Genomic DNA, 26,000 nt, shown 5'->3' on the forward strand with positions numbered 1-26,000 from the left:
AGACCTGATATTAACCCGGTATTTTTTTAAAATTAATGGAGCAAAAGGTACAAATAGGTATACACCACAGGGGCGGCAATCAAGAGGCCATCAAACCTATCTAAAAGGCCACCGTGTCCCGGTAAGAAAGTACCTGAATCCTTTACATTAAGGCTTCGTTTCAGCATTGATTCTACAAGATCTCCAAGTGTGCCAAAGCTTGCTATTAAAAGTGCCATTCCGGCCCAAACCCAGCTGCTTATTTCTGTAAATTGTAAAGATATAAGGTAAGATGCGAGCACGCTGGTAAACATTCCTCCAAAGAAACCCTCCCATGATTTTTTTGGCGAATGACGCTCAAAAAGTCGTGTTTTACCGAATTTCATTCCAAACAGGTAAGCGCCTGTATCATTGGCCCATAGCATCAGTAAAAAGGACAATGGTAAATGAAAGCTATATTCAGCACTGCTGGCCAAAAAACCAAGTGAATAAAAGAAACAAAATGGGGTTGTTACATATACAAACCCCACAAAAGTATAGGATATATTGGCAAAGGGTATTTTATCTTTTTTATAGAGTTCGCTGATGAATACCGAAAATAAAAGTGGTACTAAAAGCAACAGGTACTTGGTTTCAAATTGCAGATAATGGTATCCTGCGGTCATTAAAAATACTAGTGTGGCAGCAAAAAGTGCAATATTTCGGTGTGGTCTTATTCCTGCTGTTTTGATCAGTTTAAAGAATTCAAATAGCGCAGCAAGACTTAAAAGCAGGTAAAAAAAGGTAAAGGTATAGCCACCTAAAAAGATGGATCCCAACATCACTATGGTAAAAAAGAACGCAGTTATTGCTCTGGTTTTCATTAAATATTGTTTTCTAAAATGTATTCCTTCGCTTTTTCGGAGTCATCTGGATGTACAAGGACTGTTAAGATGCCAAAAGTTTTGTAAGATGAATCTTGTTTGTTTAATACTACAGCATCGATATCAATTGCCTCTAATCCTTGTTTAAGAATCTCAGCCTTAAATTGATCTTCTGTTTCATAAACCTTAATCCAATTGCTGCTCATAAGTTTTTGATGTTTTATTTTTAAAAAATTGGAATACAAAAATCGTTAAAATGAAACTGATCAGGTATCCATACCAGACAAAATGACTTGTGTTGTCTGCTTCAGACAAAGGTATATTGTTTTTTTGCATATACCATGCTACACATACTGCATAAGCATTATTTAAAAAATGGGCTAACATTGAGTACCATAAATTACCACTCCAATAATAGATATATCCGAAGCCGGCACCCAATAAGAAACGTGGTAAAAAGCCATAAAACTGTAAATGTATAGCACTGAAAAGGAAGGCTGAAGTCCAAATTGCGACATGCGGGTTTTTAAAAATTCTTAAGAATGAGCGCTGTACAGCCCCTCTAAACATCAATTCCTCTGCTATGCCTGGTAATAATGCAATTAACAAAAGATTAACTACAAGCTCGCTGATGTGCTTCATTTTTAATAGGAGCAGGGTGGTTTGCATGGCCTGGTCTTCTTTTTCTCTCATCCAGGTTTCGATCCATTTCAAGTAATCGGGAAGTACCATTTTTTGATTAATCATGGCCGTCCACTCCATAACGGGCATAGAAACTATCATAATTAATAAAACGATGAGCAAAAGGTTCGGTTCTGGCTTTTTAAACCCGTAGAATACATTTATTTTCCTTCTTTCTGTTAAGGCCAGGAATAATGGCGGGGCCAAAAACATTCCGACAGAAGTAGCGGCCAGCAAAATTTGTAATGCAGGACGATATTTCTCTTCAGCACCAGAAAGTATTGCAGGATCGGTAAGCGATCCTAGTCCATATATGGCAACTATAATTATGAGCGCAATAATAGAAAAAGCAAAAAGGCCTGCTATTATGTATCCAATGAGCATAAGTAGCTGCGTATAAGGACTATTTTCGTCTCGTTGCTTTTCTATGAAATTCATTATTTTGATTATTTGTACCTTTGCACTTTGAAATTTGCATTGAAGATAGAAAAATGTCTGTAAAGATAGGAAATATTGACCTGGGAGAGTTCCCTTTATTGCTTGCACCGATGGAAGATGTGAGCGATCCTCCTTTTCGTTTTGTTTGTAAACAAAGCGGGGTAGATATGATGTATACCGAATTTATTTCGTCGGAAGGATTAATAAGGGATGCTGCAAAAAGCAGGGCTAAACTTGATATTTTTGAATATGAGCGCCCTATTGGCATACAGATATTTGGAAGTGAGATTGATCATATGAGAGAGGCTACCGAAATTGCTACGCTGGCCAATCCTGATCTGATGGATATCAATTACGGCTGCCCCGTTAAGAACGTTGCTTGCAGGGGCGCGGGTGCTAGTTTGCTGCAGGATATTGACAAAATGGTTAAGATGACCGAGGCTGTTGTAAAAGCTACACATTTGCCTGTAACGGTTAAAACCAGACTTGGATGGGACGATAATACCAAGAATGTAGAAGAAGTTGCAGAAAGATTACAAGATATTGGTATCCAAGCGTTAACAATTCATGGAAGAACCAGAGCTCAGCTGTATAAAGGCGAGGCAGACTGGACACTGATAAGAGAGATTAAACGTAATCCACGCATAAAAATTCCAATTTTTGGTAACGGTGATGTAGATAGCATACAAAAAGCGGCAGACTGGAGACTGGAATACGAGATTGACGGCATCATGATTGGCAGGGCTGCTATTGGATATCCATGGATATTCAGGGAAATAAGACACTTTTTTAACACAGGCGAAATTTTAGCCGGACCAAGTGTTGAAGAGCGTGTAACAGTATGCAGAACGCATTTTGAGAAATCAATTGCATGGAAAGGACCTAAAGTTGGTGTATTCGAAATGAGACGCCATTATGCAAACTACTTTAAAGGTTTGCCAGACTTTAAACCTTATAGAATGTTACTTGTCAAAGAGGATAACATAGAAACAATACATAGTATCCTGGACGAAGTGGCAGATAAGTATCATAACATTCTCCCGGTTGGGGAAATGGCGTGATTTTTGAAAAACATTTAAAAAATAAAATTGTAATGGTTACAGCAATAACAGATGGTGTTAAAATTTCGGTAGAAACCGTGTATCAGGATGAATATTCTAATCCAGCAAATGATCACTATGTATTTGCCTACCGCATCAATATAGAAAACCTTTCAGATTACGCTATACAGCTTAAAAGACGTCAATGGTTCATTTTTGATTCCAGCGGTGTTCAAAGAGAAGTAGAAGGCGAAGGAGTTATTGGTTTACAGCCTGTAATTGAACCTGGAGAAAGCCATTCTTACGTATCTGGTTGTAACTTAACAACTGATATGGGTACCATGAACGGCAGCTATTTAATGAGCCGTCTGTTTGACGATACTGAATTTACAGTTGATATTCCTAAATTTAGCTTAATAGCTTCTTACAGATTAAACTAACCTTTTTGCCTTCCAAATAATATGGAAAGGTAATAGATAAGATTAGTCATGGCACCTAACGCGGCTACAACATAAGTCATGGCCGCCCACCAAAGTGCATCTTTAGCCTGTGTATTTTCTTCTGCTGTATACAGTATCTCTTTATTGTTTTTTAGCCATATAAGCGCTCTTCTGCTGGCATCAAACTCTACCGGTAGGGTAATTATACTAAAAATAGTTATTAGTGTTAATCCAACTACTCCAATTGTTAAAACAACAGGGTTAAAAGTAAATGCAATTAATAAAACGCCCAGAATTAATACCCATTGTAAAAGGTTTGAAGTTAGGCTTACCAAAGGCACCATATTGGTTCTAAGATTTAACCAGCTATATGATTTAGCCTGTTGTAAGGCATGCCCGCACTCATGAGCAGCTACTGCTGCTGCTGCAACACTCCGCCCATAATAGACATCTGTACTTAAATTAACTGTTTTATCTGAAGGATTATAATGATCTGATAATTGTCCATCGGTACTCATCACCCTTACATCAAATATCCCATTGTCGTGCAGCATTTTCTCTGCAACCTCTTTTCCCGAAAATCCCGAATTCAAGTGCATTTCAGCATATTTTGAAAACTTATTTCTAAATCTCCATTGTACAAACATGCTTAATATTAGAACCGGGATTATTAAAATCAAATAAATTCCCATTTTTTTAGTTTTGCAATCTCATTAGGTTTTAATCAAAAAGCGTTCCCAATTTATCTGATAATCAAAAAATAACATAATTTTATATTATGTCGGCATTGATTTCTTATTGGGAAAAACAGCACTTTTTTAATTATGATATTATTATCATAGGAAGCGGAATTGTGGGTTTGAACGCTGCAATTAGTTTAAAAAAAGAAATACCACATTTAAGTATAGCTGTATTAGAAAGGGGGTTCTTACCCTCGGGAGCGAGCACAAAGAATGCTGGCTTTGCTTGTTTCGGCAGTATTTCTGAATTAATAGAACAGGAGAAAATTATAGGAACCGACGGTTTATACAATTTAATTGATAAACGCTGGAATGGCCTCCTAAAGCTCAGAAAGCTATTGGGAGACAGTTCAATATCTTATGAAAATTATGGCGGTTATGAATTATTTAAGCCGTTAGAAAATGAATTATCTTCATTGTGTGTCTCCAAAATTGGCCATTATAACCATATTTTGAAGGAAATATCGGGCAAGCAGGAGGTTTTTAAAACTGCAGCAAGTAAAATTTCTGAGTTTGGTTTTAAAGATGTGAGCATCCTTTTAGAAAATAGTTTGGAGGCACAAATAGATACCGGGAAAATGATGCAGTGTTTGCTTAATAAAGCAGCATCACAAGGGATAAGTATTTTTAATTCCTGTACAGTCACTGCGCTAAAAGAAGAAGGCGATGAACAAGTCATTTTAACCCCAGACGGAAATTTTAGATGTAAAAAGGTATTGATCTGTACGAATGCATTTGTAAAGGAGCTATTGCCTTCTTTAGATGTAATTCCCGGACGTGGTCAGGTGATCATTACAAAACCAATAAAGAACTTAAAAATAAAGGGTACTTTTCATTACGATAAAGGGTATTATTATTTTAGAAATATATATGGCAGGCTTCTTTTAGGAGGCGGAAGAAACCTTGATTTTAAAGCTGAGGAAACCACTGAATTTGGAACCACCGAGTTGGTACAGAATGCGCTAATAAAATTGTTATCGGATGTAATTTTACCTGAAACACCTTTTGAAATAGAGCAAACCTGGAGCGGAATTATGGCATTTGGGTCTACTATAAATCCTATAATTAAAGAAGTAAAACCCAATGTTTTCTGTGCTGTTAGGTGTAATGGAATGGGAATTGCAATGGGCACTCAAACCGGAGAAGATGCCGCCCGGCTTGTTATAGATTCACTATAACCTAATCAATAAAATACTATTTATTTTTGCAATTTAAAGTTATTATGGTCACATTTGATAACAATATTAGTATGGAAATAGCAGGAATAGTTTTATTAGTTATCATTTTAGCCTCACTTATTTTTTTATTGTTTAAGAAACCGGCGGCTAATCAAAATCATATTGCTCTTTTGGAGTTAAAGGAATTGGAACATCAAAAATCGATGAATTGGTTAAAGGATGAAAAATTGAAACTGGAAGATGAATTGAATGATCTTCGCCTCAATTATATGAATGAGCGCAGTAAGGTAATAAAAGCTGAAGAATCGCTAATTGCACAACGTGAAAGGCAGATTGAGCAGGATAAATATATTGCGGAACTACAACAAAGATTTAAGTTGGAATTTGAAAATATAGCCAATAAAGTGCTCGAAGAAAAGACAGCAAGGTTTACAGAACAAAACAAGACTAATCTTGATATTATTCTAAATCCATTTAAAGAAAATATTAAAGCTTTTGAAGAAAAGGTTGATAAGGTTTATAAATCTGAATCAGACGAAAGAAATATTTTGAAAGGTGTGATCTCCCAATTAATGGATCAGACCAAGCAAATTCAGGAAGATGCAAATAACTTAACCAGGGCCCTTAAAGGCGACAATAAAAAACAAGGAAACTGGGGAGAAGTAATTCTGGAACGTGTTTTGGAAAGATCTGGGCTGGTAAAGGATAGGGAATATAGAATACAGACCAGTTTGAACTCATCTGACGGGGGTAGAATGCAACCGGATGTTATTATTGACCTTCCAGATGATAAACATATAATAATTGATTCTAAGGTATCTTTATTGGCTTATGAACGATTGGTTAGTTCGGATACTGATGATGATAAAGATTTGTATTTAAAACAACACCTTGCTTCTATAAAAGCTCATATACAAGGTTTATCTGCCAAGAACTACCATGATCTTTATCAGATCAATTCACCCGATTTTGTATTGTTATTTATACCCATTGAATCTTCTTTTGGCATTGCGGTACAACAGGATGCCGAGCTTTTTAATTATGCCTGGGACAGAAAAGTAGTTATTGTAAGTCCTTCTACTTTATTGGCTACTTTAAGAACCATCGCAAGTATTTGGAAACAGGAAAGACAAAATAGAAATGTACTTGAAATTGCCCGTTTAAGTGGCAATATGTATGATAAATTTGTTGGCTTTTTAACTGATATGGAGGGAATAGGAAAGAACATTAAGCAAAGCCAGGATGCTTATGATAAAGCTTTAAATAAGCTCTCTACCGGTGCCGGAAACCTTTCCAATACTTCAGAGAAAATTAAGAAATTAGGTGCCAAAGCTACTAAGCAGATTGACACCAAATTTCTGGATTCTACCTTACCTGATGAGGAAGATAGTTTATAATTTAAATGCATTCCACCCTTGTGCCTTTAATTCATGCACAACATTGGACTTAGATATCATTTTACATCCCGAATTTTTATCAGTGATGTGACCAATAATGGTGATATCAACATCATTTTTTAGTTTAGGATAGTCTTCCTGTTTAATTGTAAATAGCAATTCATAGTCTTCGCCACCACTTAAAGCACATACCGTCGGGTCTAAACCAAGTTCACGTGCAGTTTCGTAAGTCATTGGATCTATTGGAATCTTCTCTTCGTAAAGGTTACATCCTTTTTCAGATTGCTGACAAATGTGTAATATTTCAGAAGCCAATCCATCTGATACATCAATCATTGAGGTCGGTTTTATTTCCATTTGTGCCAGAAGATCAACTATATCTCTTCTTCCTTCAGGTTTTAACTGACGTTCAATAATGTAATCTTTACCCTCTAAATCTGGCTGGATATTAGGATTTTCAAGGAAAATAAGCTTTTCTCTTTCTAATATTTGCATCCCAACATAAGCACCGCCTAAATCTCCGGAAACACATAAGAGATCACCTTCACCAGCTCCATTTCTATAAACAACATCATTTTTTTCAGCATAGCCAATACTGGTTACACTAATTACCAATCCTTGTTTACTTGCTGAGGTATCTCCTCCAATAAGATCGATGTTAAATTTATTACAGGCGAGTTCAATTCCTTTGTAAATTTCTTCAACTGCTTCTAAAGTAAATTTGCTCGATAAACCGATAGAAACGGTTACCTGAGTTGCAATACCATTCATTGCATAAATATCGCTTAGGTTTACTTGAACTGCTTTGTAACCTAAATGAATTAGCGGTACGTAAGCAAGATCAAAATGAATTCCTTCAAGCAGCAGATCTGTAGAAATCAGCACTTCTTTGTTGTTAAAATTTAATACTGCTGCATCATCACCTATGCCTTTTATACTGCTTTCATGTCTTATTTTAAAAGTATCTGTTAAATGCTTTATCAGCCCAAATTCTCCCAACTCTGAAATATCAGTTCTTTCCTTATTCTCAAACATTATCTTATTTCTTTAAACTACTGTTTTATATTGAATTAACATAGTTACCAACATTCTTTTTTATGCGATTCGTCATCTCTCCTATCGTCGAGATGACGGGCAACAATGACGATTAACCAATCTAATTTTGGCTACTACAACCCCAAACTTGCAGATATCTCAAGCATTCTTTCAATTGGTTTTCTTGCTCTTACAATGATATCTTCAGGTACTGTTACCTCTGGAGATCCATTTTTTAAACACAAATACAGTTTTTCTAACGTGTTTCTTTTCATATACGGGCATTCATTACATGCGCAACTGTTATTTGGCGGTGCAGGAATAAAGGTTTTTCCGGGATTAGCCTTCTCCATTTGATGAATAATGCCACTTTCCGTTGCTACAATGAACTCCTGAGCGTCGTTATTTATGGAATATTTTAACAATCCTGTTGTTGAACCAATGTAATCGGCCATTTTTAATACAGCTTCTTCGCATTCAGGATGCGCAATAAACTTTGCATTAGGGTGGCGCTCTTTAAGTTTTGTTATTTTTTCTCTGGAGAATATTTCGTGCACCATACATGCTCCATTCCACAGTACCAGGTCTCTACCGGTTTTCTTTGCTACCCATGCACCAAGATTTTTATCTGGTCCGAAGATAATTTTCTGATCTTTTGGTAAACTTTCAACAATTTGAACAGCATTTGTGGAGGTACATACGATATCACTCAGTGCCTTCAGCTCTGCTGTGCAGTTTACATACGTTATGACCAGGTGATCAGGATATTTTTCTTTAAATTTTTTAAATAAATGTGGTGGGCAACTATCTGCTAATGAGCATCCAGCCTTTACATCTGGTAACAAAACAGTTTTATTGGGAGAAAGAATTTTAGCTGTTTCTGCCATAAAATGCACTCCGGCAAAAACAATGATATCTGCCTCAGTCTTAGCAGCTTCCTGAGAAAGCCCTAAGCTATCTCCAATATAATCTGCTATATCCTGAATATCAGGGTCTTGGTAATAATGAGCTAATATTATCGCATTCTTTTCCCTTTTTAATTTTTCAATTTCCTCAAAAAGGTCAAGTGTGGGATCGATCTTTTCATCTACAAAACCTTTTCTGTTAATTTCCTCTAAGGTGTCCATTTTAATGAGTTGATATTTTCTTTTTTAATATTTCTTTTTTAGTGCAGCAAAGAACAGGATAAATTTTAATTATCTGTTTTGGAACTTTTGTAAATGTACGGAGCTTTCAACACTTCAATAAAATATAATTATTATATATAAATAGATTTCTATTGTTTATTAGTGTGTTAGTATTGTTTAAAAGTACTTCAAAAAAATGCTTTTTTATGAGTTATTAGTAACTTATTAACATTTAGATTACATTTTTAATAAAAATATCGGCTGATTTACAACGATATATTAATTCACTCTAAAACTTATCAATACCAATATGTGTATTCTTAGTTGGTGAATAAAAAGTTAATAACCTATACGTTTATGCTTAAAAATAAGTTAAAATATTGCGTCGAATTACCATTTTAGCTTAGCTTTAAACATTCAAATAAAATTGTTCTATTTATTTAGACAAGTAGTTAACAATTATATCAACGTTGTTAACAAAGGAGTGGAAATAACACATTTTAATGAGAAAAGTAGATTTTTTGGTCATAGGATCAGGTATTGCCGGTTTGAGCTTTGCATTAAAGGCAGCTAAATATGGCAAAGTATTAATTGTTACTAAGTCTAACGAAGACGAATCTAATACTAAATATGCCCAGGGCGGAGTGGCTGTTGTTGTAGATAAAGATGATTCTTTTGAGAAGCATATTGAAGATACATTAATTGCCGGAGATGGTTTATGTGATAAACATATTGTAGAAGTAGTTGTGACTGAGGGTCCTCAGCGTATACAAGAGATCATCGACTATGGGACTAACTTTGATAAAGATGGTACCGGAGTGTATGATCTGGCCAAGGAAGGCGGGCATTCTGAACATCGTGTTCTACACTATAAAGATGTAACAGGCTATGAAATTGAAAGTGTGTTATTGAAGCAAATTCATCAGAATGAGAACATAGAGATATTAACACATTACTTCTGTTTGGAGTTAATTACTCAACATCACCTTGGGATACATGTTGATAAAGCCACTGAGGTTATTAACTGTTATGGGATATATGCCTTTAATACAGAGCTTAACGATGTGGAAAAGATATTAGCTAATGTGACTATCATGGCTTCTGGAGGTGCCGGACATATCTATTCCAGCACTACAAACCCGGTGATTGCTACTGGTGACGGAATGGCAATGGTTTATCGAGCTAAAGGAAAAGTAAGGAATATGGAATTTATTCAGTTCCATCCAACAGCTTTATATCATCCTGGGGAGTATCCTGCTTTTCTGATTTCTGAAGCTGTAAGGGGTTTTGGAGGTGTGCTTAGAAGAAAAAATGGTGAGGAGTTTATGTATGAGTATGATAAGCGTGGGTCTTTGGCGCCAAGGGATATAGTAGCAAGAGCTATTGATTCTGAGATGAAAAAATCGGGTGAGGATTTCGTTTATCTGGATATAACGGATAGAAAAAAGGCTGATATTTTGGCCCATTTTCCTAATATATATGCTAAATGTTTGTCTATAGGTATAGATATGACCAAAGATCTGATACCGGTTACTCCAGCGGCTCATTATATGTGTGGTGGGATATTGGTTGATGAGTTTGGAAGATCATCTATAAAGAATTTATATGCTTGTGGCGAATGTTCTTCGACAGGCTTACATGGAGCCAACAGGTTGGCCTCTAATTCGTTATTGGAAGCTCCTGTGTTTGCTCATCGTATATTTGAACATGCTGTGGCTAATTTTATGAATAACGTGATTCCTGATAATATTCCTGAATGGAATGATCATGGGGTTACACAATCAAATGAAGACATATTAGTAACTCATAATTTAAGAGAAACTCAGAAATTAATGAGTGATTATGTTGGTATAGTTCGCTCTGATTTCAGGTTGGAAAGGGCCATGAGACGTTTGTATTTATTGCATCAGGAAACAGAGGATTTTTATAAAGGAAATAAGGTCTCTGTAAAACTTTGTGAGCTAAGAAATGTAATTCAGGTAGCGTTCATCGTTATAAAATCGGCTATGGCCAGAAAAGAGAGCAGAGGACTTCATTTTACTACTGATTATCCTAATCATTCAGAACAATTAACAGATACAATTTTTTAATTATGCCAGTTATATTACCAGTTAAAGATGTACATCCAAAGTGGGGTGACAATTGTTTTATTGCTCCTAATGCAACAATAGTTGGAGATGTGATTATGGGAAAAAATTGCTCTGTTTGGTTTAATGCCGTGATTAGAGGGGATGTAAATAAGATTACGATTGGTGATGACAGTAATATTCAGGATGGTGCTGTTATTCATGCTACTTACCTTAAAGCGGCCACCAGGATAGGAAATAGGGTATCTGTTGGTCATAATGCAATTGTACATGGATGTACGCTAAACAACCATATATTGGTGGGCATGGGCGCTATCATAATGGATAATGCAGTTGTTGAGGATTATACTATTATTGCTGCAGGAGCTGTTGTATTAGAGAATACGCACTGTGAAAGCGGATTTATTTATGCAGGTACACCTGCAAAAAAAATAAAGCCCATTACTGATGAGCAAAGGGCTTTATTAAATAAGTTACCGGACAATTATATCATGTATTCTGACTGGTTCAGATAGTTTATTCTTTTGGAATAGTAATTACCTCATTTCTTTCCCAATTAGGCCTGATTGATAACTCTTTAGGCTCATTCCATATTTTTTCGGGCTGTAATCCCAGGGCAACACTTCCTGTGTCCCAGACGCCGTTTTTATTGGTGTCGTAGGTTATTCTTATGAAATATTTTCCGCCTTTATAATTACTGAAAGTTACAGATGTATCTTGTTTTACAACTATTGTATTTACGATGCTTTTGTTGCCATCAATAATTTCCAGAATATAACTTTTTTGTTTTTCAGGAGGTACAATTTTTACTTTTAGTGTTCCGTAATCATCTTTCTTGCCAAGCTCAAGTGAAGTTTTTATTTCCTTGTTCTGAGCCTTAAAAATGGCTGTAAATGCGCCAGGAGCGAAGGTGATATCATACATGGTTTTTTGTTTCCACGGATACCTGAAATAGTAGGAGAGTTGGTCTAAACTGTCTTTAGTCAAGGTGAAGTTTTTGGTATCTACAGAGTCTTCCAGTAATGTTATTTTGCTTGCATCAAAGCTTTCTATTGGAAAATTGAAGGTAAATTTTAGGGTTCTGCCTGGTGGCAAAGCGCGGTTATCAAGATTATTTAATGCCGTTAATGATCTGGTATATGTTTCTTTTTTACCTCTGGTTAATGTTGCTGTTTGAAGCAATTTTCCGTTTTCTTTAATGCTTACTTTTGTTGAATCGAAGCTTAAATCTGTAAGCCAAACTTTTAGTGAATCGTTGTTCTTACTAAATTTAATTTTCTTTGAAGCATCTAAGGCGGGAGGATCCAGAATTATTGCTTCCGGCTTCTTTAGTTTTTGATTAAAAGTTAACAGTATACTTCCATCTGGATTCAGGCGTTTGTCAACGATTCTAAATACGGTAGCATCCTCTTTAAATACCTTTAAATTCATGCTATCCATATTCTTGGTTAAAACGATGGAATCCTTTAGAAAACCAATTTCGTCTGTCGCTTGCTGATAGATTTTATCACCACTTTTTTCTTTGAGGACGTATAATTTATAGGTATCGCTCCTTAAATTCTTTAAGCTGTAATTACCACTGCTATCTGTAAGGGTATAAATAGATGGCTTACCTTTTCCGAATAGTGTATCTCTATTTAGGGGCAGTATAAATGCAACGGCGTCTAACTCCGGTTCACCCGTTAATGAATTTGTTACTTTTCCTTTTATGCTCAATGAATCAAGTTTTGGACCTGTTGAAAATACATAGGTCAAATTTTTGACTACGTTAGATTCATTAACATCGGCAACAGACTTTCCAAAGTTTAAAGTATATGTTGTGTTTTTTTCGAGACTATCCGGAAAGGATATTTCTAATTTTTTTCCCTTCGTTTTTAGAACTGGAGGTTTAGGCATTTCAGGTGAAACAGAAAATTCTTTAAACTCATTCTGTAATTTGAAATACTCATCAAATTCTATAACAACTTTTTTGGATGTGAAATTTGTAGTCTCGTCTTTTGGTAGCATGCTTAAGACCTTAGGTGGGGTGGTGTCTCTGGGCCCACCCTGAGGTTGCTGAATACTTGCACAGCTGTAAATTAAAGAAACTATCAAAAATAGGATAGCGAAATTCCTTAAGAAGACTATGTTGTTGTTTTTAGCCATTTATATGAGTTGTATTGAATTTAAACCTGTTTTTAATAGATATCATTACTTTTTTCTAAAAGTGGTTTATATCGCTTTAAAATGAGCCTTATTTTTATCTATTATTTTAACACCTAAATTATTATTATCCAGTTAGTTATGTATTATTTGCTGATATGTACCATTAAAACGGATATGTCGGAAGGCGAAACACCTGAAATTCGGGACGCTTGTCCGAGCGTTCTTGGTTTTATTTTCAACAATTTCTCGCGAGCTTCTTTTGATAAAGATACTAATTGAGAATAGTCAAAATTTGGATTAATATCCTTGTCTTCCATCTTTTGCATTTTATTTACAATTTCCTGTTCCTTTTCAAAATAACTCTCATACTTGATTTTTATTTCWGCCTGCTCAATAGTTTCTTTATCAAACTGATCTAAAAATTCATTGAAGTTCGGACTAACAGTTCTAATATCATTTATTCCTACTTGCGGTCGGCTTAAAAGATTAAATACTTTAACGGTCTGATTTAACGCACTTGTTCCTAAATCTTGCAAGAGCGCATTTGCTTGATTCATATCAATTGCCTGTTTTTTGGAGAACTCTACAATTGCATCTGAATTAGCTACTTTTTGCTTAACGAGATCCAGACGTTCATCGTTTATCAGACCCAGACTGTGGCCAATAGGGGAGAGCCTGATATCTGCGTTATCTTGTCTAAGTAAGAGTCTGTGTTCCGCTCTGGATGTAAACATTCTGTATGGCTCTTCGGTGCCTTTAGTTACAAGATCATCAATTAAAACACCGATATATGATTCAGAGCGCTTCATGATGAGCTCATGTTTGTCTTTTACCTTCTGATGGGCATTGATTCCTGCTATAAAACCCTGACTAGCAGCTTCTTCGTATCCGGTTGTTCCGTTTATTTGGCCAGCAAAGAATAAATTGCTGATTAATTTGGTCTCTAGGGTTAAAGATAGTTGGGTAGGCGGGAAATAATCGTACTCAATGGCATAACCTGGCCTGAACATTTTGGCATTTTCAAATCCTGGAATCTTGGTTAGTGCTTTGTATTGTACATCCTCTGGTAGCGAGGTAGAGAATCCATTTACATATATTTCACAAGTATTCCAGCCTTCAGGCTCCACAAATATTTGATGTCTTTCACGTTCGGCAAACCTATTGATTTTGTCTTCAATGGAAGGACAGTATCTTGGACCAAGGCCTTTGATGCGACCAGTAAACATTGGTGATTTTTCAAAGCCTTCTTTTAAGGTCTCGTGCACTTCGGAGTTTGTATAGGTGATCCAGCAGCAACGTTGTTCGGTCGGTCTGGCTACGTTTGTGAAAGAGAATCTGCCCGGATTTTCGTCGCCCCATTGCTCTTCCATAACACTGTAGTTTAAGGATCTTCCATCTACTCGGGGAGGGGTGCCAGTTTTCATTCTGCCGGCTTCAAATCCTAACTCTGTAAGTTGTTCGGTAATTCCAGTTGCTGCTTTTTCTCCGGTGCGGCCGCCGCCAAATTTTTTCTCGCCAACATGGATAACGCCATTTAAAAATGTTCCATTTGTGAGTACTACAGACTTGCCTTTTATCTCGACACCTAAGGAAGTTTTAACTCCAACTACAGTATTGTTTTTAATGAGTAGGCTGCTTACCATATCTTGCCAAAAGTCAACATTTGGAGTACGCTCTAAAGCTAGTCGCCATTCTTCGGCAAATCTTTTGCGGTCATTTTGAGTTCTTGGACTCCACATCGCCGGACCTTTAGAAAGATTTAGCATTCTGAATTGAAGAGTTGTCTTGTCACTTATAATCCCGGAGTACCCGCCCAAAGCGTCGATCTCCCGAACTATTTGTCCTTTGGCTACTCCGCCCATTGCCGGGTTACAGCTCATCTGTGCAATGGTCTCCATGTTCATCGTGATCAATAGAACAGAGGAGCCAAGGTTTGCTGCTGCCGCTGCAGCTTCGCAACCTGCGTGTCCTGCACCGACAACAATTACATCATATTCATTAAACATAGCTTATATTTTGTATGTTCCACGTGAAACTCTGCGATGATTTTCCGGAGCGTTTCACGTGGAACGTGTTTGTAAAGTTATTAATTTATTTCTCTGAAAGCTCGAGCCATCTCTCCATTACAATGTCCATTTCGGTATTTAAGCTTTCGATAGACTTGGTTACGGTTTGAATTTCAATATAGTTTGAACTATCGATTTCTAACAATGATTGTGTTAGCCTTTCTACTTCTGTTTCAATTTGAGGAATCCTTGCTTCCAGATCTTCTAATTCTTTTTGCTCCTTGTAGCTTAATTTTTTTTGTGCCACTGGGGTAGGAGCGGGCGTTTGCGTTTCTTTCTTTTTTACTTCTGGTTTTTCTTTTGCAGCATCTAAACTTAATCTGTATTCCGAATAATTTCCATTGTAAATCGTCACTTCACCATTTCCCTCCATTATAAATAATTGCTCGCTCATTTTATCTAACAGATATCTATCGTGCGATACAAGTATTAGCACACCTGGAAAATTCTCAAGAAATTCTTCAAGAACATTTAAGGTGTCGATATCAAGATCATTTGTAGGCTCATCGAGAATTAAGAAATTTGGGTTTTGCATTAATACTTTCATCAGGTGCAATCGCTTCTTTTCTCCACCGCTTAGTTTCTCGACCATGCCATGTTGCTTCTTGGGCGGGAAGAGAAATAGCGTTAATAGTTGCGAGGCGGATATGGTTTGCCCGTCTGCCATTTTAATATATTCGGCATCAGATTTTACAATATCAATAACAMGTTCTTTTTCATTGAAAGCTAAACCTCCTTGTTTATAGTAACCATAAACAGTTGTTTCTCCAGTCCCGACTTTTCCTTTTTCAGGTTTAAGAAATCCGGTAATAATATTTAGCAAAGTGGATTTTCCCGTTCCGTTTTTCCCGGCGAGACCAATTCTGTCGGCGCGTTTAAATGTATAACTGAAATCACTGATGATTTTTTTATCATCAAATGACTGCCCAATATGGTCTAGCTCAAGAATTTTGTTTCCCTGGCGTGACATTTTTACATTTAAAGTAATACTTTGATTGTCAGTTCGTTGCTTTGTTTTGCTATCTAAGTCGTAAAATGCGTCAATTCTTGCCTGAGATTTGGTGGTACGTGCTTGTGGCATCCTTCTCATCCACTCTAATTCTTTCTTTAAAAGATTTTTGTTCTTTTGAAAAGTACTCTCATCAGCAGCTTCTCTTTCAGATTTCTTTTCAAGGAAGTAGGCATAGTTGCCATTGTAGTTATATATTTTTCCTCTGTCTAGCTCAACGATCGTATTACATACATTGTCCAGAAAATAACGGTCGTGCGTAACCAATAGGATCGTTTTATTTCCAGATGTAAGTAATTTCTCTAACCATTCAATCGTATCTATGTCCAGATGATTCGTTGGCTCATCTAATACATAGATCTCAGGATCCTCAATAAGGAGTTTCGCCAGGGCCAAACGCTTTTTCTGTCCGCCAGAAAGTGTAGAAATTTGTTGTTGTAAATGAGTGATCCCCATCCGACTAAGAATGGTTTTTATCTCATGCTCATACTCCCAGGCGTTGTGTTCGCTTAATTCCTCATATAAGCGATTCAGTGTCCTTTCATCTGGATTGGGGTCTTCTATCAGCTCTTCGTATTCTTTGATAAGTTGTTGTTGCTTGTTTTCCAATGAAAATATGAAATCACTAATGGAGTGACCTTCAGTGAAAGATGGCTCCTGATCAAGAAATCCGATCTTTACGGATTTATTTTTTACAATTTTACCCTCAAGAGGAGAGAATCTTTCGGCAAGTAATTTTAATAGGGTACTCTTTCCGGCGCCATTTATTCCAACTAGCGCTACGCGCTGACCGGTTTGTATGCCCAGAGTTAAGTTTTTAAAAAGCCATTCATCGTGATAAGCATGGCCTAAGTTTTCGGCTGCAATTAGTGTGCTCAAAGTCTGTGTTTAACGAGATTATAGATAAGAAATTACTACAAAAGTAAGCAATAATTATTTGGTATATAGTTGGGCCTATTCAATATAGAGGATTTTGATCTTACAGTAACATAACTTGATTGTAACGAAAATGTTATAATAGCCTCCTCAAAATAAGAACAATGGTACTTTTGAAGATAAAAAGGGTTAAAAAACGGCTCTATTAGCGGGCGTTAGAAGCAATAACAACGGACAATCCAATACTTATGCTGTAAAAAAGCCAAGTCCCGGCAAAAAGCCTAAAAACAGCCAAATATTAAGGATTAGATAAAAGCGCAAGATAGTGGTCTTCGCGCGCAGTCATGAGTGTTTTTGCTGCTTTAGTTTTGTCCTTATATCCCAAAAGATGAAGTGCTCCGTGAATCATGACCCTACACAATTCCTGCTCAACGGTATGCTTAAATGTTGCCGCATTTTCCTTTATTCTTTCGATGCTGATAAATATGTCGCCCACAATCGTTTTAAGCTCTTCTGAGTTGTCAAAAGTAATTACATCAGTATATGTGTCATGATTAAGGTAATCCTGGTTTATACGCAGCAGATATTCGTCGGAGCAAAGTATAAAATTCAATTCCTTTAAAAGATATCCTTCTGCTGCAATGGCAGATTTGAGCCAATCCTTAATAACGGTCTTCTTTTTTATGGTATAATTGGTGTCTTCTGTAAAAAAATTAATGCTCGGTTTGCTCATCAGATCATAAATTATTGGGGCGAATTTAGCAATTTAAAGTACTCTGTTATTTTCTTTTTATAGAAGAAGTTTAAATCAGGAGGCAATTTCTGCAGCCATTCTGTTTCTGATTGCTGAAGTTTTTTAAATTTTTCGAGCATCTGTTTGTAAGAAGGGGGGAAATCTTTAGCGGCTTTTGCCTCTCTTTTAGCATCCTGATCTTGTTCTCGCTGCGCGTTCTCTGCATCAAGTAGTTTTGTAAGAATGGTTTTTTGACGATTAAGGGTTTCCTGTTCTATTTTTTTGTTAACTAACTCATTCTCAGTAGACTTCATGTCTTCTATCATTTGATTGAGGTTTCCGAGCCCATTTTTTCCGTCTTTATTTTGCTCCTGATTTATTTTCTGAAGTGCTTCTCTTATCATTTGTTGTTGCTGGGCCATTTTTGCAAACTCCTGGCTCATTTGCCCTTTTGGTACAGAGCCTCTATTCCCGTTCTTCTGAAGCTCATCGCGTGCCTTTTGCATGCTGTTGTTAAGCTGCTTTTGCATTTGCTGAAGTTGCTGCATGCTGCCTCCTTTTCCTTTTCCTTGCCCGCCTCCTTTGGTGTTTTTCTTCATATTCTGGAGCTGGTCCAGCGCTTCATTCAGCATTAAGGTTAGGTTGTTTACTGACGTCATGGTGTACTGCTGATTCCTGTTTGCCATGGCAGTGTTTCTTTCTCCAAGGTTTTCCAGGCTTTTATCAATATTGAAGTTAATCTTCTGCATTTCTTCATTAACAGCAGTTTCAATTTGTGGCACCCTTTTACTTAAAGAGAATAAACTATCGGCAATGGTTTTCATATTGTCTTTAATACTGCGTTGTTTCTGCACGTTCTGTGTATAAAGAGGGTCATTGCTATTCATTCCTTTTAGGTTCAGCATTACCTTTTCCTGATCAAAAGAGGTGTTCAGCAGGTTTTTTAATAACTGACGCAGCTCGGCAATACTCAGGTTACTTTCCATTTCAGCAGATTCCTGCTGCATCTGTTCCATTTGTTTAGCAACCTTTTCCATTTGTTCGGCCGCTTTCTGCTGACTTTTGGACGCATCTTTTTTATTGTTCTGATCTAGTTTGTTCTCGCTGTCCTTTTGTTGTTGTTTGATTTCGGATGTTTCTTTTTCAGGATTTTTAAATGGATTTGGACGCTCCATTTGCTGGTTTTTCTCATCTAGTTTCTCGAGTTCTTTTTTAATGTCGTCGAATTCAGAAGAGAGTTTTTTCTGTTCTTCCTTAAGCTTGTTGGGCCCAGAGTCTTTTTCTGCACTTTTTTGGGATAATTCTTTTTGCTCCTTAGCAAGGTCATTTAGCCTGTCTGTGTTGTTTTTTAAGTTTTGTTCGAATTCTAATTGCTTGTAAAGCTCTAATATCCTGTCAAGTTCATTCTTTAAAGACTTGTTGTCCATCTGCATTTTAGACAACTCAGTTTGAGTTTGATCCTTATTGTTCTCGTCCATTAGGTTTTGAAGCTTTTGAAGAAGCTCTTTGGTTTTTTCATTAAGAACATTGTTGAACAGGTCATCAATCTTCTTTTGTTTCTCCATTAATTCGTCTTTTAAAGCATTGTTCTCTTCTTTTTGGAGTGTGTTTTTTTCATTTAATGACTTGATTTCCTCAACTGCTTTTTCAAGTTGCTGCTGCTTATCCAGCAGTTGTTCTATCTGTTTTTTATCATCGAAAGAGAGTTGTTTCTTATCCAGCAGCGTTTCTCCAAGCTTTTTGCTGTCTTTTTCAACTTCGGAGGCCAGTTTGATGGTTTTTTCCATTTTCTGCTTCAGCTCTGTGTTTCCCTGGTTTATTTTTTCGGCAACCTGCTGTTGGGTGGGAACTTCAAATATCTTTATCGCTGATTTAGTCTTTTTAGCTCCGTTTACCGCATCATTATCTGCCACCTCAAAATAGTACTCTAGTGCTTGTCCGGGCTTTAGAGGCGTCTCGTTTAGATTCCATAGATAGAAAAATGCGTCTTCCTGTTGATTTTTCTTTATTGAAATGGATTTTGTGACAGTGCTTTTTAGGATACCATTTTCTTTGATATTGTATTGAAATTTTAAGGAACTAAATCCATGATCGTCTGATATATTCCCCGAAAAATATAAGGCCTTGCTACTAACAGAATCTGGGGTTTCTACTATTGAGATGTTAGGGAATTCATCCTTAATAATGGCTATTTGATGAGAGAGAGAGTCTTTGCTGTTTATAAAGCTGTTTTTAGGAGTAATTTGATATCCTGTATTTTCTTGTAGCTTTTTGGTAAAACTAAAGCTATTGCTACTAGAATTTAAAGCGTACTGCTTGCCCCCAATGATAAAGTTAAGCGCACTACTGTTCTCTGTGTTTAACAACCAGGTAACTATCGTTCCTTCAGGGATTAATAAATCACCTGCATTTTGGATGGTTTCTTCTTTTTTGTTTAGATATGCGGGGTATTGGAGTTTAGCTGTAATATTGAGTACGGAAGGACGGGGTTTAACCTCAATTGTATGAGAAATAGAGTTAAAGCCCCCGGCAGAGAACTGAATGTTTTTATTCTTTTGTAGGTTTTTGAATATATAGGTAAAGCGGTTGTTGCCTTCTTTTTCTAATTTATAGGTATTTGCTCCATCTGAAACATATACTTCCTGAGGGAGTTCGTTTCCTGTGGTTTTAAGTTTAAGCGTAAAGTCATCGCCCTGCGGAACCATTAGGCTTTTGTTTAACATCACAAAATCAAAAGGAGCTTTAGGGAGAATTTCTTTATTGTACTGAACAAAACTGCTAGTTCCTTCTCTTAATATGGCTGGTGCAATTATGCCAATTAGCAGGATAACAGAGAGAGGTATGAGGAAGTATTTAATGTGCTTTTTGTTGTCTTTTAGTTTGATTGCGCTTGCAAAAGGAACGGGTCTGAGTTCCATTATTTTCTGATCAATCCCTGCTAAAATCAATTGATTGTTGTTTGGATGCTGATTGGCAAGCGCCTGAAGCTGAAGGGTGTTTAGTAACTTATCTTTTACATTAAAAAAATGATCGCCAATTAATGTAGCCGCTTCTTCTATACTTAGATTCTTACTTAGTTTGAAGTAAGAAAGTGCTGGTTTTATAATGAGAAATGATATTACTGCTACAGAAAACACTATAAACGAAAAAAAAAGGAAGGTTTTAGTGCCTACACCAGGGTTTGTATAATAAACAAACAGAAAGAGGAAAAGATAACCCAGAAGTAGCAAGGCTGCTGCATAGATAGACCCCCGCACCAGCTTATTCAGATAAAACTTTTGCGTAAACTCATTAACTTTAGCTATTAAAATGGCGTAATTATTATTCATTAAAACAGTGGAATGGGTAATAAAGTTAAAAAATAACTTTAAGAAAACGTTTAGATAAACATTTAACGAGTATTTTTAGAAAAAGTATATTTATGAAATCATCAATTTTAGTCATTACCCTTATGGCTGTATTTACGAAAAGTTTTGATCCGGAGCCTAAAGCAATTGTTAAGGGAAGTTCATGGAATAATAATCCTGTTATTGCGCATCGTGGGGCATGGAAAAAGAATAATTTACCTGAAAACTCTATTGCCTCTCTAAAAGAAGCGATAAGATTGGGCTGTTATGGTTCTGAATTCGATGTTMATATGACTTCGGATAGCGTTTTGGTTATTAACCACGATCCGGACTTTTATGGGCTTCATATTGCGCAAGTAACGTATAAAGAGCTTTTGACTAAAAAACATCCAAATGGCGAAAATATTCCTACTCTGGAAGCGTATTTAAAAGAGGGAATAAAGCAGAAGAAAATGAAGTTGATTCTGGAGATAAAACCATCGAAAGCAGATCCGGAAAGAGATCAGAAATTAACTGACCGTGCAGTTGCAATGGTTAAGAAATTGAAAGCAAAAGAATGGGTTGATTACATTAGTTTTAGCTATGATGTTCTGAAGCGGGTTTTGGAATTGGACCCTAAGGCTAGGGTGGCTTATTTGAATGGAGATGCATCTTTAGATAAACTTAAAGCCGATGGATTTTATGGTGCGGATTATCACTACAGCGTTTACCAAAAAGGAGAGTGGTTTGCTAAGGCTAAAGAATTGGGTTTAACTATTAATGCGTGGACAGTTAATAATGCTGAGGACATGAAATGGCTGCTTAAGAATAAGGTGGAGTTTATAACTACAAACGAACCTGAATTGGCTTTCGAGACCATCAAAGCAACACAGACGGAGAATAAATAAAAGGCTATAAAACAAAAAAGCATCGCAGGTTATCTGCGATGCTGTACAATTTATGTTTTTAATAATCTAGATTACTTTAACATTAATCGCATTCAACCCTTTTTTACCGCTTTCAACATCGTATTCAACTTTGTCGTTTTCACGAATTTCATCGATAAGGCCTGTTGAATGTACAAAAATTTCGCTATCTCCGTTTGCTGGAATGATGAATCCGAAACCTTTAGTTACATTAAAAAATTTTACTGTTCCTTCTTGCATTGTATTATTTATTAAAAATTAAGTGTGCAATGTACATATTATTTTTTTATTAAAATGCAAGTGCTTTATATTTTGATTAATATAAAATGCGAAAAGCATCATTTATTGTCTTTTTTGCCCTGAACAACCAATTTAATTTCGCTAGAGTGGGGTATTCCAAGTGTTTTTCCCGGTGTAACCCTCAGTAGATTTTGAAGATAGACATTGATAATTGCTTCTAATGATTTCTTTCTTGCCTCTTTGTGTTCTGGCAAAACGTTTCCAAATGAAGTTAAATACATTTTGCCATTAGCATTTACAAGCACATTAAATGCGTATGCAAAGTCCTTGTAAGCCTTATCAATGTCGATACGATATTCCGGGAATAAATAATCGTAGGATTGTGTTCTGCCCATAAAGGGGTCAACGGTTGTGATTTTTTTTACTTTAATTAGCTTGCTTACCGGGGTAAACTCCACCGGCTGCCGGCCCGCGAACGCACTATCTAAATTTTTCGGGTTGCGATTTGATTTTGCAGAGAGCCATTGAACATAAAGTGTATCGGCTTTGGAGGGCTTTTGCAGCTCCTCTGCAGTTGTTTTTAATACATTTTTTATATAATTATCGGAATAGTAAGTTATGTTAACATCAGATCTGATGTCTTTCGAGATTTCCTTTTTTTGAAGATGAAGCCTTTGAAACACAAGGCTATCTTTGTTTACTTTTTTTATCCGGAAGTATTCATTTGCAAAATTATATACATCGCCATGATCAAACATGAGAAAAAAGGGCTGCATCTTTTTCTTTTGAGGACTATAAGCCATCACTGTATCGTTTGATTTAAACTGAATGATCCACGATGGTTCCTGCTGGAATCCCATTTCATTGAAAGAAAGGCCGTTGCTAAATCTACGCTTTACTTCCTGATATCTAATTCCAATGATTGAATCAAATGAAAGTTTTTTTACGACTTTTTTCTCCTCTTTAGGGCTGTTGCAGGCATAAGATGTAGTGAGTAAGATTAAGCTGAATAATAATTTAAAACGGGGTATCTTCGTCATATTTGTAAAAATAAATATTTATATCCGTTTCTTCAATTTTATAAGTTTGATAAGGAGCTCTCCATTTCTGTTTATGGAAAGGAAAATGCCCCTGCCATCTCCCGAGCGTAATGTTTTGGTAATGTCATTAAGGTTTAGGGTTTTGGCGCTAGAAAAATTGATGGATATAATCTCATCTCCTTCATGTATTCCTGCCAACTGGGCCGGAGAATTGGGTTCAATTCTGCTGATGAAATATCGCTTGTTTGGGTCTTCTTCTACATAGACTTCGATACCCGACATATCGTGTTCAAACGGCCGCTTGAAGGATTGATTCTGTTTGAGGTACATGATTTCATTTGCATAATCAAAAGTAACATTGAACCGACTTAATATGTCGGCTCCCAGATTCCCATTTCGATTTAAAATAAACGTTTTTGCCGCTACATCATCATAAATAGGATAGGAAGAAATGACATCCTTTAACACGAAGTTTCCTATCCTTATTTTGGGCACACGCCCAACATTTCCGCTAATTGGACCACTTAAACCAATTCCGAGATTTGCAGGAATTGAATTTGCAGGGACAGGGAAAGGTTTTTCGTTTAAGGTTTCAAGTGAAATGGCATGACTGGCACCATTATCAACAACAACTTTTGCGTTTATTATACCCAATTCTTTGGTGTCTAGCTCTACGTTGATATAGGGCTTGTTATTGATGATTTGCAATGGAACAATATCTCCTTTTATTTTCTTTTTAGTTCCCGGCAAGCTAAAGATTACTCTTTTAGAAGAGTAATTAATTTCGACTGTAAAGCTATTGAAGAAATAGTAACCCAAAAGGCCATAAATTCTGATGCCCATAAAATTTGAAAGACCTAAAATATCTGTTTTTAATATTGCCGTAGGGATGTAATCAATACTTGCTTTGCCTACTTTGGCTGAGAGCTCATTGGAAAGAAAAGCGTCGATTTCTATTCCTTTACCGAGACCGGTTATTTTAATAGGCCGAAGATCTTTGAGGTTTAAATCTTTAACAATTGTAGTATCTGTGATCACCAATGGTCCTACACCGGTATCAAGAATGAAGTTATACGGGCCTTTGTTGTTAATGTACAAGGGAATAATAATTAAATTCCGGATAAGGGTAAAATTGACAGCGCCTTTTGTACGAGAACCATGAAAACTAAATTGCTGGGCTTTTAGGGCATATGCCGAGCAAATTCCAATTATTATGGAAATCAGAATAACTTTTAAGAAAAAGAAATTAACGGCACGCATAAGCGAATTCATTGAACTAATTTAATAAATTAGTAGTCAGTATGTGTAGATCTGAATTTAAAATTAAAAGCTTATTTCTTTTATTGGTTGTCTGTGGGGGCTTTTTTTTAAGTGGGTGCTCCATTGACCGTCGTATGGCCAGAAAGGTGAATAGCCTTTTTAAACAGTCTGAGGGGCTAAAAAAACACTATGTTGGGTTTGCTTTATACGATATGTCTGCGGATAAAATGGTCTTTGAAAATAACGCTGATAAATATTTTACTCCGGCATCAAACACTAAATTATTTACTTTTTATGGGGGACTAAAAATGACCCCTGATTCAATTCCAGCCTTGCGGTATATTGAGCGTGGTGATTCCCTTATATTTTGGGGGACAGGAGATCCTTCTTTTTTACAAATCCAGTTAAAAGGAACGAAAGCTTTCGATTTTCTAAGAGCTACAAAAAAGAAACTCTTTTTTGCGCATGGAAGATACAAGGGGGATTTTTATGGAAAGGGTTGGCAATGGGATGATTACAATGATTATTATCAGGCAGAGATCAATGAGTTCCCGATTATGGGGAACCTGGTTGAAATTAATGAAGAGAAGGGTAAATTGAAGGTTTCGCCTACCTTGTTTGCTGATTGTGTAGGTCAGGATTCTTCAATAAAAGATACTTCTTTTCTTGTAAAGAGGGATTTCAATGAAAATAGATTTAATTATCCCTCAGTAGCTGTGCCTTTGGGATATAAGCAGGCCGTGCCATATAAAGTCAGTTTGCAAACAACATTAGCATTATTGTCGGATACGCTTGGAAAAAAGGTTGAATTAGTTAACATGAATATGCCCGCTAATGCATCAATGTTGTATTCTTTAAAATCGGATTCTGTTTTTAAAGAGATGCTGGTTCCAAGTGACAATTTTATTGCCGAACAGTTGCTCCTGGTATATTCAAATCAGATTGGCGAGCATTTGAGTGCAGAGGCGGCAATACAGCACATCGAAAAAACCTATTTAAAGGAGCTACAGGATAAACCCGTATGGATTGATGGTTCTGGCTTGTCAAGGTATAATTTATTCACCCCAAGGGATATTATTAAGCTTCTGGAGCTTATTTACAAAGAGGTGAATGATCAAAAGAGATTATTTGCGATGCTCCCGGCCGGTGGGAAGAGCGGAACCTTAAAAAATGCCTATCCTAAAACCAATGATCCCTTTGTTTTTGGCAAAACAGGAACGCTATCGAATGTTCACTGTCAGAGCGGTTATGTTGTGACCAAAAAAAACAAGATATATCTGTTCTCCTTTATGAATAATAATTTTGTTTCGTCTACAACCGGAGTGAGAAATGAGATGGGCAAAATTATAACCTACGTGCATGAAAACTTTTAGG

Annotated in this window: 22 protein-coding genes; 8 read left to right on the forward strand and 14 right to left on the reverse strand. The window is 36.4% G+C overall.

Annotation, left to right across the window (positions count from 1 at the left end):
- Positions 1-32: 32 nt before the first annotated feature.
- The 3 genes from AC1DDK_RS10590 to AC1DDK_RS10600 are packed head-to-tail and all read right to left on the reverse strand — an operon-like array spanning position 33 to position 1,961.
- Positions 33-842, reverse strand: coding sequence for a phosphatidate cytidylyltransferase (locus AC1DDK_RS10590; RefSeq protein WP_172662350.1), 810 nt, complete (start codon positions 840-842; stop codon positions 33-35).
- Positions 842-1,048, reverse strand: coding sequence for a putative signal transducing protein (locus AC1DDK_RS10595; RefSeq protein ID WP_172662349.1), 207 nt, complete (start codon positions 1,046-1,048; stop codon positions 842-844). Before AC1DDK_RS10595 ends, AC1DDK_RS10590 begins: the two co-directional genes overlap by 1 nt.
- Positions 1,029-1,961 carry a CPBP family intramembrane glutamic endopeptidase gene (locus AC1DDK_RS10600; protein ID WP_288881334.1) on the reverse strand — a complete coding sequence of 311 codons (933 nt, stop codon included), beginning with the start codon at positions 1,959-1,961 and terminating at the stop codon, positions 1,029-1,031. The genes AC1DDK_RS10595 and AC1DDK_RS10600 overlap by 20 nt, the downstream gene beginning before the upstream one ends.
- A 53-nt stretch (positions 1,962-2,014) precedes the next feature.
- Here AC1DDK_RS10600 and dusB point away from each other — a divergent pair, with 53 nt between their 5' ends.
- Together dusB and apaG are read left to right on the forward strand one after the other, a co-directional pair.
- Positions 2,015-3,022 carry a tRNA dihydrouridine synthase DusB gene (gene dusB / locus AC1DDK_RS10605; RefSeq protein ID WP_172662347.1) on the forward strand — a complete coding sequence of 336 codons (1,008 nt, stop codon included), beginning with the start codon at positions 2,015-2,017 and terminating at the stop codon, positions 3,020-3,022.
- A gap of 32 nt (positions 3,023-3,054) precedes the next feature.
- On the forward strand, positions 3,055-3,441 hold the full coding sequence (apaG, locus tag AC1DDK_RS10610) for a Co2+/Mg2+ efflux protein ApaG (protein WP_048908132.1): 387 nt from the start codon (positions 3,055-3,057) through the stop codon (positions 3,439-3,441).
- Here apaG and AC1DDK_RS10615 read toward each other — a convergent pair.
- Positions 3,438-4,133 (reverse strand): zinc metallopeptidase, encoded by a 696-nt coding sequence (locus AC1DDK_RS10615; RefSeq protein ID WP_172662346.1) that lies wholly within the window; start codon positions 4,131-4,133, stop codon positions 3,438-3,440. The two genes, apaG and AC1DDK_RS10615, sit on opposite strands and share 4 nt — an antisense overlap.
- Positions 4,134-4,219: 86 nt before the next feature.
- On the opposite strand from AC1DDK_RS10615, the gene AC1DDK_RS10620 reads away from it, so the two are divergent.
- Both AC1DDK_RS10620 and AC1DDK_RS10625 read left to right on the forward strand, forming a co-directional pair.
- Positions 4,220-5,359 carry an NAD(P)/FAD-dependent oxidoreductase gene (locus tag AC1DDK_RS10620; RefSeq protein WP_337717075.1) on the forward strand — a complete coding sequence of 380 codons (1,140 nt, stop codon included), beginning with the start codon at positions 4,220-4,222 and terminating at the stop codon, positions 5,357-5,359.
- A 71-nt stretch (positions 5,360-5,430) separates the two neighbouring features.
- A complete protein-coding gene (locus AC1DDK_RS10625) occupies positions 5,431-6,756 on the forward strand; it encodes a DNA recombination protein RmuC (RefSeq protein ID WP_288881327.1) in 1,326 nt (441 codons plus the stop codon).
- Here the strand turns inward: AC1DDK_RS10625 and thiL are convergent.
- Together thiL and nadA are read right to left on the reverse strand one after the other, a co-directional pair.
- Positions 6,751-7,791 carry a thiamine-phosphate kinase gene (gene thiL, locus AC1DDK_RS10630; RefSeq protein ID WP_172662343.1) on the reverse strand — a complete coding sequence of 347 codons (1,041 nt, stop codon included), beginning with the start codon at positions 7,789-7,791 and terminating at the stop codon, positions 6,751-6,753. The genes AC1DDK_RS10625 and thiL overlap by 6 nt on opposite strands.
- A gap of 134 nt (positions 7,792-7,925) precedes the next feature.
- The gene (nadA, locus tag AC1DDK_RS10635) at positions 7,926-8,918 is read right to left on the reverse strand and encodes a quinolinate synthase NadA (protein ID WP_172662342.1); all 993 of its coding nucleotides are present in this window, start codon (positions 8,916-8,918) and stop codon (positions 7,926-7,928) included.
- Positions 8,919-9,421: 503 nt separating this feature from the next.
- Here nadA and nadB point away from each other — a divergent pair.
- A complete protein-coding gene (gene nadB, locus AC1DDK_RS10640; protein ID WP_172662341.1) occupies positions 9,422-11,008 on the forward strand; it encodes an L-aspartate oxidase in 1,587 nt (528 codons plus the stop codon).
- Positions 11,009-11,010: 2 nt separating this feature from the next.
- Positions 11,011-11,520, forward strand: coding sequence for a gamma carbonic anhydrase family protein (locus AC1DDK_RS10645; protein WP_172662340.1), 510 nt, complete (start codon positions 11,011-11,013; stop codon positions 11,518-11,520).
- Position 11,521: 1 nt separating this feature from the next.
- Here the strand turns inward: AC1DDK_RS10645 and AC1DDK_RS10650 are convergent, their stop codons facing one another.
- The 5 genes from AC1DDK_RS10650 to AC1DDK_RS10670 form a co-directional block, all read right to left on the reverse strand.
- A complete protein-coding gene (locus AC1DDK_RS10650; RefSeq protein WP_172662339.1) occupies positions 11,522-13,150 on the reverse strand; it encodes an Ig-like domain-containing protein in 1,629 nt (542 codons plus the stop codon).
- A gap of 143 nt (positions 13,151-13,293) precedes the next feature.
- Positions 13,294-15,156, reverse strand: a complete 1,863-nt coding sequence (mnmG, locus tag AC1DDK_RS10655) for a tRNA uridine-5-carboxymethylaminomethyl(34) synthesis enzyme MnmG (RefSeq protein ID WP_172662338.1) — start codon at positions 15,154-15,156, stop codon at positions 13,294-13,296.
- Between the two features lie 85 nt (positions 15,157-15,241).
- On the reverse strand, positions 15,242-17,104 hold the full coding sequence (locus AC1DDK_RS10660) for an ABC-F family ATP-binding cassette domain-containing protein (protein ID WP_477633889.1): 1,863 nt from the start codon (positions 17,102-17,104) through the stop codon (positions 15,242-15,244).
- Positions 17,105-17,399: 295 nt separating this feature from the next.
- Complete coding sequence (gene ybeY, locus AC1DDK_RS10665) at positions 17,400-17,834, reverse strand: rRNA maturation RNase YbeY (RefSeq protein WP_172662336.1); 435 nt, start codon at positions 17,832-17,834, stop codon at positions 17,400-17,402.
- A gap of 11 nt (positions 17,835-17,845) precedes the next feature.
- Positions 17,846-21,163, reverse strand: a complete 3,318-nt coding sequence (locus tag AC1DDK_RS10670; RefSeq protein ID WP_337717069.1) for a hypothetical protein — start codon at positions 21,161-21,163, stop codon at positions 17,846-17,848.
- Positions 21,164-21,255: 92 nt separating this feature from the next.
- Here AC1DDK_RS10670 and AC1DDK_RS10675 point away from each other — a divergent pair, with 92 nt between their 5' ends.
- The gene (locus AC1DDK_RS10675) at positions 21,256-22,068 is read left to right on the forward strand and encodes a glycerophosphodiester phosphodiesterase (RefSeq protein ID WP_477633890.1); all 813 of its coding nucleotides are present in this window, start codon (positions 21,256-21,258) and stop codon (positions 22,066-22,068) included.
- A 66-nt stretch (positions 22,069-22,134) separates the two neighbouring features.
- Here the strand turns inward: AC1DDK_RS10675 and AC1DDK_RS10680 are convergent, their stop codons facing one another.
- The 3 genes from AC1DDK_RS10680 to AC1DDK_RS10690 form a co-directional block, all read right to left on the reverse strand.
- On the reverse strand, positions 22,135-22,326 hold the full coding sequence (locus AC1DDK_RS10680; RefSeq protein WP_008241764.1) for a cold-shock protein: 192 nt from the start codon (positions 22,324-22,326) through the stop codon (positions 22,135-22,137).
- A gap of 98 nt (positions 22,327-22,424) precedes the next feature.
- Positions 22,425-23,366, reverse strand: coding sequence for a hypothetical protein (locus tag AC1DDK_RS10685; RefSeq protein ID WP_216854442.1), 942 nt, complete (start codon positions 23,364-23,366; stop codon positions 22,425-22,427).
- Positions 23,367-23,384: 18 nt separating this feature from the next.
- The gene (locus AC1DDK_RS10690) at positions 23,385-24,638 is read right to left on the reverse strand and encodes an aspartyl protease family protein (RefSeq protein ID WP_172662333.1); all 1,254 of its coding nucleotides are present in this window, start codon (positions 24,636-24,638) and stop codon (positions 23,385-23,387) included.
- Between the two features lie 122 nt (positions 24,639-24,760).
- Here AC1DDK_RS10690 and AC1DDK_RS10695 point away from each other — a divergent pair, with 122 nt between their 5' ends.
- Positions 24,761-25,999, forward strand: a complete 1,239-nt coding sequence (locus AC1DDK_RS10695) for a D-alanyl-D-alanine carboxypeptidase (RefSeq protein ID WP_337717065.1) — start codon at positions 24,761-24,763, stop codon at positions 25,997-25,999.
- Position 26,000: the final 1 nt, after the last annotated feature.

The organism is Pedobacter sp. 05T44 (assembly GCF_056395985.1).

Bases quoted from the DNA above. Each gene is read 5' to 3' on its own strand.
- AC1DDK_RS10650 (WP_172662339.1), bottom strand. From the start codon at position 13,150: ATGGCTAAAAACAACAACATAGTCTTCTTAAGGAATTTCGCTATCCTA.
- AC1DDK_RS10685 (WP_216854442.1), bottom strand. From the start codon at position 23,366: ATGACGAAGATACCCCGTTTTAAATTATTATTCAGCTTAATCTTACTC.
- AC1DDK_RS10615 (WP_172662346.1), bottom strand. From the start codon at position 4,133: ATGGGAATTTATTTGATTTTAATAATCCCGGTTCTAATATTAAGCATG.
- AC1DDK_RS10695 (WP_337717065.1), top strand. From the start codon at position 24,761: ATGGCCAGAAAGGTGAATAGCCTTTTTAAACAGTCTGAGGGGCTAAAA.
- AC1DDK_RS10590 (WP_172662350.1), bottom strand. From the start codon at position 842: ATGAAAACCAGAGCAATAACTGCGTTCTTTTTTACCATAGTGATGTTG.
- dusB (WP_172662347.1), top strand. From the start codon at position 2,015: ATGTCTGTAAAGATAGGAAATATTGACCTGGGAGAGTTCCCTTTATTG.
- AC1DDK_RS10645 (WP_172662340.1), top strand. From the start codon at position 11,011: ATGCCAGTTATATTACCAGTTAAAGATGTACATCCAAAGTGGGGTGAC.
- ybeY (WP_172662336.1), bottom strand. From the start codon at position 17,834: ATGAGCAAACCGAGCATTAATTTTTTTACAGAAGACACCAATTATACC.
- AC1DDK_RS10690 (WP_172662333.1), bottom strand. From the start codon at position 24,638: ATGAATTCGCTTATGCGTGCCGTTAATTTCTTTTTCTTAAAAGTTATT.
- thiL (WP_172662343.1), bottom strand. From the start codon at position 7,791: ATGTTTGAGAATAAGGAAAGAACTGATATTTCAGAGTTGGGAGAATTT.
- AC1DDK_RS10625 (WP_288881327.1), top strand. From the start codon at position 5,431: ATGGAAATAGCAGGAATAGTTTTATTAGTTATCATTTTAGCCTCACTT.
- AC1DDK_RS10595 (WP_172662349.1), bottom strand. From the start codon at position 1,048: ATGAGCAGCAATTGGATTAAGGTTTATGAAACAGAAGATCAATTTAAG.
- nadB (WP_172662341.1), top strand. From the start codon at position 9,422: ATGAGAAAAGTAGATTTTTTGGTCATAGGATCAGGTATTGCCGGTTTG.
- nadA (WP_172662342.1), bottom strand. From the start codon at position 8,918: ATGGACACCTTAGAGGAAATTAACAGAAAAGGTTTTGTAGATGAAAAG.
- AC1DDK_RS10620 (WP_337717075.1), top strand. From the start codon at position 4,220: ATGTCGGCATTGATTTCTTATTGGGAAAAACAGCACTTTTTTAATTAT.
- AC1DDK_RS10600 (WP_288881334.1), bottom strand. From the start codon at position 1,961: ATGAATTTCATAGAAAAGCAACGAGACGAAAATAGTCCTTATACGCAG.
- apaG (WP_048908132.1), top strand. From the start codon at position 3,055: ATGGTTACAGCAATAACAGATGGTGTTAAAATTTCGGTAGAAACCGTG.
- AC1DDK_RS10680 (WP_008241764.1), bottom strand. From the start codon at position 22,326: ATGCAAGAAGGAACAGTAAAATTTTTTAATGTAACTAAAGGTTTCGGA.
- AC1DDK_RS10670 (WP_337717069.1), bottom strand. From the start codon at position 21,163: ATGAATAATAATTACGCCATTTTAATAGCTAAAGTTAATGAGTTTACG.